We start from the raw sequence: 12,172 nt of genomic DNA, 5'->3' as shown, positions 1-12,172 counted from the left end.
CGCCGGCAATATCTTTTCCTGGAAGAAACGCGACTTGCGTTTTCTCCTTATGCCAGAGATCCCATCGGGTCCCAGGGCTTTAATACGATCGGCTCCTGCTCGTAAGCTTCCAGAACCTCTTTCGGCAGGTACTTGCGGTTTACAACGATCTGATAGGTATACTCGTCAAACCATCTGTCTGTCATAGTGTAGTAGCCATCTCTTCCGGCATCGGGTCCCCAACTGTTCTCCACTCTCCAGCGATTGGGCTGTCCGTTTTCATCGATGTTCACGCCCTGGAATACCATTGCGTGGGTCATCAGGCTCTGTCCGTAATCCAGACGCTGTGCCTTGGTCATAGGGAAGTCGGTCTGGAACAGATCTTCCAGTGCAAAGATCTTGGTATCCATAACGCCGCTCTCTCTGGTGGAGCGCTTGCCGACGTCACAGCCGAACCATACCGGCTCGCCATCCTTCATCTGTGCAATTGCAGCCTTTTTCAGCTCTTCGATCGGCAGATTGACATATCTTACCTGACGGCCTTCTGCAACGTTGCCCAGGTACTGTACAGTGTAGCTTCTGTAGTACGGCTTGTCCGCAGTCGGCGCATTGATCAGGCTGATGTAATCATTTAAGTTCAGACCGATATATTTTGCATAGAATTCCTTCGGGGTCAGGCCACATTCCCGATGGAACTGCTTGTCTTTGTCACGGTATTCGAAATCAAAGGTCTTGGGCGGATTGCCAAGGCAGATGCAAAGCATGTTGTAAACAATCTGCATCATTTCTTCCTTCTTTGCAAGCAGCTCTTCTTTGGTGCTGCCGGCACGGTATGCTTCCCGCAGAGTGCATGCGAACTCCCGCAGCTTTTCTGTCATGTAAGATACCATTTCGTTTGTGTTGGAGGAAATTTCGCTTTCCGGCATCGCTTCCTTCGGAACCAGTCCGTATTTGTCTACGATTGCACAGAGCATATCCCACTGTCCGCCGTCATTTAAGGGTGCGGAAAGCAAATGTGCGATCAACCGGCTGTCTGTATCCTCTTCCAGAGTATCCAGAATTGTATTCAGGAAATAGTTGGATTTCTCCAGCTTGTCATAAAACAGGGTATAGTTCTGGGACAACTCAAAAGTTTCCAGATTGCAGTGCTTCATTACCTGAAAACGCATGCAGTTTAAGGCTGCGAACATCCAACAGCGGCCGCTCTTTTTCTGGTTGGTAATCTTGCCCTGCTCCAGGCTGATAGAAAATGTATTCGCAATCTCTCTTTCTACGCCGCTGTCTGTTGCAGCTGCATTTACGCCCTTGCCCACAACTGCGTTCTGAGCAACGCGGTTTGCACGATCCTGTACAAATTCTTTTCCGTACTTTTCCAGAAGTTCCATTGTCACTTCTCTGTTCATCTTACAGTTCTCCTTTCGTTATGCCTTACTTTGCTCCTTTATGCTTCTGCCCTAAAAACATATTTATCCAGACGATGAAAGGCCTCCTGCACTCTCGAAAATGGCAGCGCCAGATTCATCCGGATGCTGTCCGGGTAGAAAAATGCTCTGCCGTCCTGCCAGATAACACCGACTTTAACACCTGCCTGCAGCAGCTCATCCATTGTCTTATGATGTGCTTCACACCATTTATGACAATCCAGATACAGCATATAAGTGCCCTCCGGCTTTGCAAGCTCTACACCATCCCAGTTTTTCGTGATAAAATCATATGCCCATTCCATATTTTCTGTCAGCACAGCTTTCAGCTCATCCGCCCATTCCTGACCATCCTTACTGTAGGCACCGATCAGTCCGTGCATGGAAAAAATATTCATATTGTTATAATGAGACAGCGAGGTCTGCTTGTTCATCCGATCTCGAAGATACGGGTTGTATACAATATGATAGGAACCGATCAGTCCGGCAAGATTAAAGGTTTTCGTCGGCGCATACATTGCAATCGTTCTGTTTTTTGCATCCTCGGAAACCGTCTGTGTCGGAATATGCTGACGATTGCCCAGTGTCAGGTCTGACCAGATTTCATCCGAAATAACGATACAGTCGTTTTTACGATAAACCTCCATCGCAGCTTCAATTTCTTCCCGTTCCCAGACACGTCCGCTCGGATTGTGGGGAGAACAAAAAATTGCCAGATGAATATGGTTTTCTTTGAGCTTTTTATCCATATCCTCATAATCCATCCGCCAGATGCCCTCTGCATCCCGTTTCAGCTCGGTATGTACTGCCCGGCGTCCATTATTGTTCAGGACACTGGTAAATCCGGTATACGTCGGAGAATGAACCAGGATTGCCTCGCCCGGTGCAGAAAATGCCTGCAGCGCAGCGACAACACCGCCCAGCACGCCATTTTCATAACCGATCGCTTCTTTTGTCAGCCCTTCAACGCCGTTGCGGACCTTCTGCCAATTGATGATGCTGTTGTAATAGTCCTCGGACGGATCAAAATATCCGAACACCTGATGCTCCAGACGCTTCGTGATCGCTTCGCAAACTGACGGCGCTGTCTGGAAATTCATGTCCGCCACCCACATCGGAATCCGGTCAAACCCCTCTGCAATCTCTGCATTCGGCACCGGAATGTTTTCCCATGCGATGGAATCCTTTCCCGTTCTGTCGATCACTGATGTAAAATCGTACTTCATGTTTCTTTTTCTCTCCTGAATGAATTGTAAAATTCTGTCCGGCCTCTGCCTGCCTCAGGCTGCGTCGACTTTTTGCATCCCTTGAATTCCATAATCGGCTCCTCCTTTTTATCTGCAAAAAATCGCACTTCCCCTGTTTGCCTTTCCCAGTGGTTTAAGCATATTCCTTTTGCAGTGCCATGTCAAGCGAGCGCAAAACGCAGGCAAAAGCTCTACTGTAGTCCACGCCTGCGCTGACATTTTCCATGCCACGTATTTTTCTGCCACGCTAAAACGGGCTGCCTGTCTTTCGACAAAACAGCCCGTTTTCCCTGTTCATAATCTCTATCGTAAATTAAGCGTCGATTTCTTTATCTCTGATGTAATCCATAACATCGCCGACGGTTTCCAGCTTCTCAAGGTCTTCGGAAGGGATCTCAACATTGTAAGCTTCTTCAAATGCCATAACCAGTTCAAACAGATCCAGGGAATCTGCATCCAGATCATCTTTAAAAGAGGTTTCCTCTGTAATTTCAACATTGTCCAGATTCAGCTGCTCGCGAATAATGCCTGCGATTCTCTCTAACATAATACTATCTCCTTTAATTCCAAATCATATTTCAGTGAATTGACATTCAAAGTATATTATCCATCCTATCAGTTGTCAACTGTTTTCCGGTATTTTTTAAAGTAGGCTCTGATAGATGTCGCGCTTACTCACGCCCCTGTCTTTTGCCGCTTTTTTCATGGCTTCCTTCCGGTCAAAGCCCTGGCTTTCATACAGTGCAACATGTTCCTCCACCGGCATTTCCAGCCAGTTTTTCTGTGCTTCCTGCTTCTTTTCCTCGTAGCTTTTTCCCTCGATCACAAGGACATATTCTCCCCGCGGATCATTCGTTTCGAAATAGTCCGTCGCGGCAAAAATCGTCGTCGGCATCACCGTTTCAAACCGCTTTGTCAGTTCACGGCATAACGTAATTTTCCGGTCGCCCAGCACCGCCGCAAGCTCCTGCAGCGTTTTTTTCAGATGATGGGGCGCTTCATAAAAAATCATCGTCCGGCTCTCCTCCCGGCAATCCTCCAGGATTTCGGTGCGCTCTTTTTTATCCGGCGGCAAAAAACCTTCAAAGCAAAACCGTCTGGTCGAAAGCCCCGACATCGTGAGCGCCGTGATACATGCAGCCGCACCCGGCAGGCTCGTCACCCGGATTCCTGCTTCCAGACACATCCGCACGAGCACCTCGCCCGGATCGGAGATCGCCGGCGTCCCCGCATCCGTAATCAGCGCAATATTTTGTCCCTCCTGTAGCTTTGCAATCAGCGTATATGCTTTTTCCACTTTATTATATTCGTGATAACTTGTCATAGGAGTATGAATTTCAAAATGCGTCATCAGCTTCAGGCTGTTTCGCGTATCTTCCGCCGCAATCAGATCCACGCTGCGCAGCGTTTCCACCACGCGGGGTGTCATATCTCCCAGATTGCCGATCGGTGTCGCACACAAATATAAAATTCCCGTCATTGTTCCTCTTCCTCCTGTGTCAGCAGTCCGCCCTCCGTGTAGCGGTTGGCTGCATTCCAGAGAATCCACTCCTCATATCCGGCATCGTAGACCGCCTGAATCTGCGCGCGGATTTCCTCCGGGCCATAGGAAATATGCCCCTTTACCCATGTCGCGGTAAAATCCTGCAACCATGGTCGAACCGTCGCCTGCACGCCGGTCGTAGGGTCCAGCTGGGCGATCTCTTCTTTGCTGAGAGCAGGGGTTTTCGCAGCCGCGTCCTCTGCGGCTTGCGCGTCTTTTGCGGCTTGCGCGTCCGCTGTAGCTTGCGCACCATCTGCAGCTTGCGCGTTCTCTGCATCCTGTGCAGCGTCGTTACCGCTAACTGCGGTTGTGCCGGACGTGCTCTGGCTGTCTGCTGCCGCGTCCGCCGCATTGTTGCCGCTGACCGCTTCCCCGCCTACAATCGCTGCGTCCACCGCATCATTCCCACTCACATCCGCCGAAACCGGCTTCTTCCCGGTCTTCGGATCAAGCCCGGCCAGCACCATTTTGGATGCCTGCATCGCTGCGAGCACCGTGTCGTATGGCTGCGCATCCGGAACCGGAATCTGATAATTATACGGTCCATAGTGCGACGGATAAATCATCGGGCTGATCGCATCCAGTGACCTGGACATTTCCACATAGTTCTGTCCTACGATCTGCTGATCCTCTTCACTATCGATCACAACACCATAAACATCTGCAGAAATCCGTCCGCCTGCCGCGTGGATTCTCTCCGAGGCATACAGCGTAAATCCGCTGATCGCCTCGGTTTTCGTTCTTCCCTTCGTACTGTCGCCAAAATCTACCTGCTTCATCCGGCTGTCTGTCGAAAAACGCACATAATCATACTGTACTTCATCAAATCCGGCTTTTATCGCCGCTTCCCCGACAGATGCCAGATATTCCCAGACTTCTTTGCGGTAAGGATTGACCCATGCCAGCCCGCTTTTATCCCGGAAAACGCTTCCATCACTGTTATGTAAGCTCCACTCCGGCATTTTTTCCGCCAGAATCGGATCTTTAAACGCAACCACGCGCGCAATCAAATAAATGTTCTTTTCTTTGCAGGTCTGCACGAGCGCCGGAAGGTCTTTGATATAGTGCTTCTCAGAGCCGATCTGCTCTGCCAGCGGCACATCCAGCTCACAGGTCAGATACCCGTCGTCATTTTTGACGTCGATGACGAGCGCGTTTAACTCTGTACGATCGACCAGCGCAATCAGATTGTCCATTCCCGCCGTGCCCGCCATCGGACCACTGACATAAATGCCCTTTACCTTGACGCGATTCAGCTCTTTAACGGTGGCTGCATCCTCTACACTGCCTGTACTCGCGCCGGGATTTGCAGTTGTGTCGCCGTCCACAGTGGTTTCAGCCTCAGACTCGTTCGACATCCCGAACTCGCCGTCTACGCTGTCTGCGGCTCCAGTGCCGTCCTCTGTTCCTTCCTTTTCCGCAAACGCCGCCATCGTTTCCACATTTTTTCCCTGGCATCCGCTCAGGCAAAGCCCTGCCGCAAGCACTGCTGCCAGAACACCGCAGCGCAATCGACGGCACTTGCTCCTGGTACAAAACTGTCCGTCCGCTGCACCCTCCGGGCGGTCTCCCTTAATACCCATAAATCCCATAGATCTCCTCTGTATACACACCTGGCTCTTTATAGATCACCAGCGGCTTTTCCACCGTCATCCGCGGTTTCCCGCCGCGCACCGCCTGCAGCAGCACCATGTTCGGCTCGCGGTCGGCATACGGATACACCAGCTGCATCCTTTTAGGCTCGAGCTTATATTTCGACAGGGTGACGATCAGCTCTGCCAGCCGAAACGGGCGATGCACCAGATAAAAGCTTCCGCCCGATGCAAGCAGCCGCGCCGTCTGCGCTGCGATATCCTCAAAGGTACATAAAACCTCATGCCTCGCAATCGCCTTCGGCGCTTCGGGATTGGTCAGACCATGCTGCCCGATCATATATGGCGGATTAGACGTTACAACGTCAAAAGAAGCAGCCGCAAAAAGCTTATCTGCTTCTTTGATATCTCCCTGTATGACAGAAATCCGATCCTCCAGATGGTTCATGGCAATGCTGCGCCTCGCCATATCCGCACTGTCTGCCTGAATCTCCAGACCGCACAGGGACTCCGCCTGCGTCTTTGCGGACAGCAACAGCGGAATAATCCCCGTCCCGGTTCCCAGATCCAGCACACGCATACCCTGCCGGATGCCTGCAGAAGCGAAACCCGAAAGGAGCACCGCGTCCATTCCGAAGCAAAATCTCCCCGGGTCCTGAATGATTTTCAGCCCGTTTCTCTGCAGATCGTCAATCCGTTCGCCTGATTTTAACAAATTTGTCCGGTCAGTCATCCAGCTTTGATTTTCCTTCCTTCTTCTCCTGGCGTTCGAGCTTTTCGAGTTCTTTCATCTCTTTCTCGTCGCCCTCACCGTTTTTGCGTCCGCGTCCATGCTGTCTGCGGCGGAATTTCAGCTGCTCTACCTTATATTCGCGCAGTTCCTTTTCGTCGTTGACCTCAACCAGCACCTTGACCAGCTGGCGCAGGACGTTGACAGAGGAAACCTCGCCCTTTAAGCCGTCGTCCGTTGTCACATAATCGCCGGCATTGGGCAGACGGCGGTTCAATTCCTCATAGGTTTCCTCCTCATGCTTCAGACAGCACATCAGTCTTCCGCACACGCCGGAAATTTTGCCCGGATTCAGGGAAAGGTTCTGCTCCTTCGCCATCTTGATGGAAACCGGAATAAACTCGGACAGATGGCTGTGACAGCAAAGCACTCTGCCGCAGATACCGATTCCGCCCAGAATCTTCGTCTCGTCGCGCACGCCGATCTGGCGCAGCTCGATTCTCGTTTTAAAAACGCCTGCAAGGTCTTTTACCAGCTCGCGGAAATCCACACGTCCGTCCGCCGTAAAATAGAACAGAACCTTATTGTTGTCAAAGGTATATTCCGCATCGATCAGCTTCATTTCCAGACCGTGCTTGCGGATTTTTTCCTGACAGATCTTAAACGCTTCTTTTTCTTTTGCCTTATTTCCGGCTTCCTGCTCGTCGTCGCGCTCTGTCGCCACGCGCAGCACCGGCTTTAAGGGCTGTACAACCTTGTCGTCCTCAACTTCCCTGGGGGAACCGACTACCGTACCGTACTCTACCCCTCTGGCAGTCTCTACAATGACATGGTCACCTCTTTTTACCTGAAAGTTCAGCGGATCAAAATAGTAGATCTTGCCCGCTGTCCGAAATCTTACGCCAATTACCTTTACCATCTAATCTATCTACCTCCATGTTCAGGTATTCTCCTGAATCGTCAAAAACAAAAGCTCCATCGTCAGTTCGAAGCTGACATTTGCACGCAGTCTCGCCTTTGCCTTTTCAAGGGCGTCCAGAATTTTTTCCAATCCTTCATAGGAGCTTCTGTCAGCCACCCTTTTAATATACTGTATTTCTTCCCGGAAAATCAAGTGATTTGCGTCATTCATCGCCTTGAACATCAGTACATCGCGGTACCAGACGGAAATGATATCCAGATAATCCGTCATGTCGAGCTGATACTCCGTAATCTTGCGGACTGCTGCTGCCAGCTCCGTGATTTCCATCTCGTTAATATATTTGAGCAGCGTCACCGCCTCTTCCCGCACCCGGTCAAAGTCCTCGCTCGATGCAAGCAGCTTTGCCTGTCCGATATTCCCGCGTGCAAACGCCGTACACAGCTTCGCCCGGTAATCCGGCACCTGCAGCTGCTCCATCAGGTATTTTTGCACCAGCTCGTCACGTACCGGACGCATATTCAATAGCACGCACCGGCTCTGGATCGTCGGAAGCAGCGCTTCGAGACTCGATGTCATCAGAATAATCACGCCGTATTCCGGCGGCTCCTCCAGCGTCTTTAACAGCGCGTTCTGCGCCTGAACCGTCATTTTTTCCGCCTCTTCAATCAAATAAACCTTATAAGGTCCCTGATAGGGCTTGATTCCCATATCGTTATTGACCTGCGTGCGGATATCCTCTACACCGATGCTGTTCGGTTTTTCATGCGTAATCCGGATAATATCCGGATGGTTTTCCGAAAGTGCCTGTCTGCACGAACGGCAAACCTGACAGGGCTTTTCCCCCTCTCCGGTACATTGCAGCGCCATGGCGAAAATCCGCGCGATAAATTTTTTACCGGAATTGCGTTCTCCGTTGATAATATAGGCATGCGATACTTTCTGAAGCTTCAGCGCAGTTTGCAGATGCTCGCAGATCTGTTCCTGCCCGATAATATCCTGAAATCCCGCCATGTCACTCATCTCCTTCCAATTTCGTAATTTCCCTGAAAATCTCCTGCAGGCAGCGTTCCAGATCGTCGTTTTGGAATCTTTTCACAATTCCCGCGCTGGAAAGCTTTTCTTCGGAAAAATCCGCTTCATCCGCCAGGAACCGTCGGCACAGCTCTGCATACTTCGGCTCCCTCTGCGCCCGTTCCCGTTCAACGGCACGGGACAGTCTCAGTCCGTCCTCGACCTCCACATAAATCGGAATTACCTGTTCCAAACCGTAGTAAGCCTGGACTTTCCGGTAGGATTCCAGCGTCCCCACCAACAGATAGCTATCGTTTGCCAGATCCACCTGCCCGTCGTCTACCGTAAAATAATTCCAGATTCCATGCACTGTCTGATACGAACGCAGCTCGATTACCCTGCCCGCTTCCTGCAGCCGGGACAGCCCTGCTTCGTCTGTAAAAAAATAATCTCTGCCGTTTACTTCCGTACTCCGCATCGGTCTTGTCGTATACGGCACCAGCGTGTGAAACGCAAACGTTTTATCTTCCATCAATCTCCGGTAAATCGTATCTTTTCCGGAGGCGCTTTTTCCCATAATATAATAGATTTTTCCCATAACAGCTTACTTCTTTTACTCTTCCTCGTCATTGGCGAAATACAGCGCCGCACGGACTGCCTTTTTCCAGCCCTTTAAACGTCTGTCGCGGTCTTTGGGCTCCATTACCGGTGCAAAGGTACGCTCCAGTGCCCAGTTGCTTCGGATATCGTCCTTATCTTTCCAGAAGCCGACCGCAAGTCCCGCCAGATAAGCGGCTCCCAGTGCGGTCGTCTCGATACATTCCGGGCGCAGCACATGCTTCTGCAGCATATCCGCCTGAAACTGCATCAAAAAGTTGTTAGCGCTCGCACCGCCATCCACACGCAGGGCCCTCAGCTCGATTCCAGAGTCCTTTTCCATCGCTTCGATGACTTCCTCCGCCTGATAGGCAAGCGATTCCAAAACAGCGCGGATAAAATGCTCCTTCGAAGTTCCTCTCGTCAGCCCGGTCACAATCCCGCGCGCATACGGATTCCAGTAAGGCGCACCTAATCCGGTGAATGCAGGCACAACATATACGCCCTGGGTATCCTCCACTGCCGACGCATATTCCTCCGACTGCGGCGCACTCTTTAACATCCGCATCTCATCCCTCAGCCACTGCAGCGCAGCGCCTGCCACGAAAACGCTTCCTTCCAGCGCATAACGCACTTCGTCTTTGCCGCTCGCTGCGATCGTCGTCAGCAGTCCGTTTTGGGATTCAATCGGCTTTTCGCCCGTATTCATCAAAAGGAAGCAGCCGGTTCCATATGTATTTTTGGCTTCGCCCGCATCAAAACAGCACTGTCCGAACAGCGCCGCCTGCTGGTCACCCGCAGCTCCTGCAATCGGAATTTCCCCGCCGATCACGGATTCCTCCGTCACGCCAAACATTCCGCTCGACGGCAGAACCTCCGGAAGCATGCTTTTCGGAATCTGAAAATAATCCAGAATTTCCGGATCCCACTGCCGTTTGTGGATATCAAACAGCATCGTCCGGGATGCGTTGGTATAATCCGTCGCAAACACCTGTCCCTTGGTCAGGTTCCACATCAGCCAGGTGTCCACAGTGCCGAACAAAAGCTCTCCGTCCTCTGCCATCTGGCGCGCGCCCTCCACGTGCTCCAGAATCCAGCAGATTTTCGTTGCGGAAAAATAAGCGTCCGGAATCAGTCCCGTCCGTTCCCGGATCACTTTATCAAAACCGTCCTTTTTGAGCGCGTTGATCTTATCCGCTGTCCGCCTGCACTGCCATACAATCGCCGGATAAACCGGTTTTCCGGTCTTTTTCGAAAAACAGATCGTCGTCTCACGCTGATTCGTAATGCCAATTGCCGCAATATCGTCCGCCTCCGCGCCGATCTGTCCCATCGCCTCGACCGCTACGGAAAGCTGGGACGACCAGATTTCCATCGGATTGTGCTCTACCCAGCCCGGCTGGGGATAATACTGTGCAAACTCTTTCTGCGCAACAGAGCATACCTTTCCGCTCCTGTCAAACAAAATACAACGGGAACTCGTCGTTCCCTGATCCAGTGCCATGACGTACTTCTTCGCTTTCTGCATACCCGTACCCCCTGTATCGTATTTTTGCATCTGTCTTGTCTGTACCTTTGGACCTGTAAGCTGCAGCAGTCCTGCTTTTACAGAAAGAAAACCCCTCCTCCGAAATTTTTCTTCCTGTAAAAACAGAACTGCCGCGCTGAACCTCTTCAGTGCGGCAGTATGTTATTGTCTATTAAACCTCTACAACACGCAGCATGTTAGTTCTGCCGGGGATACCCAGAGGCATACCTGCAGTCAGGACAACCTTGTCGCCCTTCTTGATCAGACCTGCGTTCTCTGCAGCCTTAACTGCTTCACGGAACAGATCCTCTGCAGTGTTCTCTTCTGCGATCAGCAGAGGAGTTACGCCCCACTGCAGGTTCATCTGACGCCATACCAGACGGCTGGTTGTGCATGCGATGATCGGGCAGTTGGGTTTGAAACGTGCTACCATGCCGGAAGTAAAGCCAGACATGGATACCGGGATGATTGCTGCTGCATTCAGGTCAGTAGCAACGGTGCAGGTTGCGTGGCAGATAGAAGTGGTTGTATCCTGCTCCTGAGGAAGTCTTGCACCAGTCTTCTGCAGACGGCCTACATAGTCGATATCCTTTTCTGCGCGCTCTGCGATACGAACCATGGTCTGAACAGCTTCCAGCGGGTAATCGCCGTTTGCTGTCTCACCGGAAAGCATAATACCGGTTGTGCCATCGTAGATAGCGTTTGCAACGTCGGTTGCCTCTGCACGGGTCGGACGGGGATGCTTCATCATGGAATCCAGCATCTGTGTAGCAGTGATAACGTTCTTACCAGCTGCAGTTGTCAGCTTGATGATTCTCTTCTGGATGATCGGAACCTCTTCCATCGGGATCTCAACACCCATATCGCCACGGGCTACCATGATACCGTCGGAAACTTCGATGATCTCTTCCAGGTTCTGAATACCCTGCAGGCTCTCGATCTTGGAGATGATCTGGATCTTGGAGTTGTGCTCCTTTAAGATCTCACGGATCTGCAGTACGTCTTCTTTGCTTCTTACGAAGGAAGCTGCGATGAAATCAAAGCCCTTTTCGCAAGCGTAAACGATATCTGCGTGATCCTTCTCATCGATGAAGGGCAGGTTTAATTTTACGCCGGGAACGTTAACGCCCTTGTGGTTGGAGATAGGGCCGTCGTTCATAACGGTGCAGACGATTTCTGTGTCGCCCTGTACTTCTTCAACCTTCAGACCGATCAGACCGTCATCCAGCAGGATGGAATCGCCAGGCTTAACATCCTGAGGCAGGTTCTTATAGGTAATGGTTGCGCGCTCTGCGGTACCCATGATCTCTTCGGTGGTCAGAGTGAACTTCTGGCCTGCCTTTAATTCTACTTTGCCTTCTGCAAAGTCGCGCAGACGGATTTCAGGACCTCTTGTATCAAGCAGTACTGCAACAGGAAGGTTCAGCTCACGGCTGATCTTTCTGGTTCTTTCAAGCTTCAGTCCATGCTCTTCATAGTCGCCGTGGGAAAAGTTGAATCTCGCCACGTTCATGCCGGCCAGAATGATCTTACGAAGCATGTCTTCATCCTGAGACGACGGACCAATTGTGCAGATAATTTTGGTTCTTCTCATTGTAAATC

General features: G+C 51.2%; 11 protein-coding genes. All 11 read right to left on the bottom strand.

All coding sequences use genetic code 11. The features are described 5' to 3' along the window. Positions 1-47: 47 nt before the first annotated feature. Positions 48-1,382, bottom strand: a complete 1,335-nt coding sequence (locus ACLTOQ_RS07725; protein WP_337427110.1) for an aminopeptidase C — start codon at positions 1,380-1,382, stop codon at positions 48-50. Between the two features lie 38 nt (positions 1,383-1,420). Beyond that, positions 1,421-2,626: a MalY/PatB family protein gene (locus ACLTOQ_RS07720; protein ID WP_412319194.1), complete on the bottom strand. Its 1,206-nt coding sequence runs from the start codon at positions 2,624-2,626 to the stop codon at positions 1,421-1,423. A 334-nt stretch (positions 2,627-2,960) separates the two neighbouring features. Beyond that, positions 2,961-3,194 carry an acyl carrier protein gene (acpP, locus tag ACLTOQ_RS07715; RefSeq protein WP_021915198.1) on the bottom strand — a complete coding sequence of 78 codons (234 nt, stop codon included), beginning with the start codon at positions 3,192-3,194 and terminating at the stop codon, positions 2,961-2,963. A gap of 96 nt (positions 3,195-3,290) precedes the next feature. Further along, positions 3,291-4,127: a 16S rRNA (cytidine(1402)-2'-O)-methyltransferase gene (gene rsmI / locus ACLTOQ_RS07710; RefSeq protein ID WP_021915199.1), complete on the bottom strand. Its 837-nt coding sequence runs from the start codon at positions 4,125-4,127 to the stop codon at positions 3,291-3,293. Then, the gene (locus ACLTOQ_RS07705) at positions 4,124-5,782 is read right to left on the bottom strand and encodes a putative glycoside hydrolase (RefSeq protein WP_412319193.1); all 1,659 of its coding nucleotides are present in this window, start codon (positions 5,780-5,782) and stop codon (positions 4,124-4,126) included. Before ACLTOQ_RS07705 ends, rsmI begins: the two co-directional genes overlap by 4 nt. Next, on the bottom strand, positions 5,763-6,515 hold the full coding sequence (locus ACLTOQ_RS07700) for a tRNA1(Val) (adenine(37)-N6)-methyltransferase (protein WP_412319192.1): 753 nt from the start codon (positions 6,513-6,515) through the stop codon (positions 5,763-5,765). Before ACLTOQ_RS07700 ends, ACLTOQ_RS07705 begins: the two co-directional genes overlap by 20 nt. Next, on the bottom strand, positions 6,508-7,431 hold the full coding sequence (locus ACLTOQ_RS07695) for a stage 0 sporulation family protein (protein WP_021915202.1): 924 nt from the start codon (positions 7,429-7,431) through the stop codon (positions 6,508-6,510). Before ACLTOQ_RS07695 ends, ACLTOQ_RS07700 begins: the two co-directional genes overlap by 8 nt. A 21-nt stretch (positions 7,432-7,452) precedes the next feature. Beyond that, entirely contained in the window at positions 7,453-8,445 is a 993-nt protein-coding gene (holB, locus tag ACLTOQ_RS07690) for a DNA polymerase III subunit delta' (protein WP_021915203.1), read from the bottom strand. A gap of 1 nt (position 8,446) precedes the next feature. Further along, positions 8,447-9,043, bottom strand: coding sequence for a guanylate kinase (locus ACLTOQ_RS07685; RefSeq protein WP_412287881.1), 597 nt, complete (start codon positions 9,041-9,043; stop codon positions 8,447-8,449). A gap of 15 nt (positions 9,044-9,058) precedes the next feature. Next, entirely contained in the window at positions 9,059-10,570 is a 1,512-nt protein-coding gene (gene glpK / locus ACLTOQ_RS07680) for a glycerol kinase GlpK (protein WP_412319191.1), read from the bottom strand. Positions 10,571-10,742: 172 nt separating this feature from the next. Next, positions 10,743-12,164 (bottom strand): pyruvate kinase, encoded by a 1,422-nt coding sequence (gene pyk / locus ACLTOQ_RS07675; protein ID WP_021915206.1) that lies wholly within the window; start codon positions 12,162-12,164, stop codon positions 10,743-10,745. Between the last annotated feature and the right edge of the window lie 8 nt (positions 12,165-12,172).

This window comes from Gallintestinimicrobium sp. (assembly GCF_046968865.1).
Classification (GTDB): Bacteria; Bacillota; Clostridia; order Lachnospirales; family Lachnospiraceae; genus Gallintestinimicrobium; species Gallintestinimicrobium propionicum.
The sequence above is the reverse complement of the archived record's forward strand: the minus strand, read 5'-3'. Positions and strand labels throughout refer to the sequence as shown.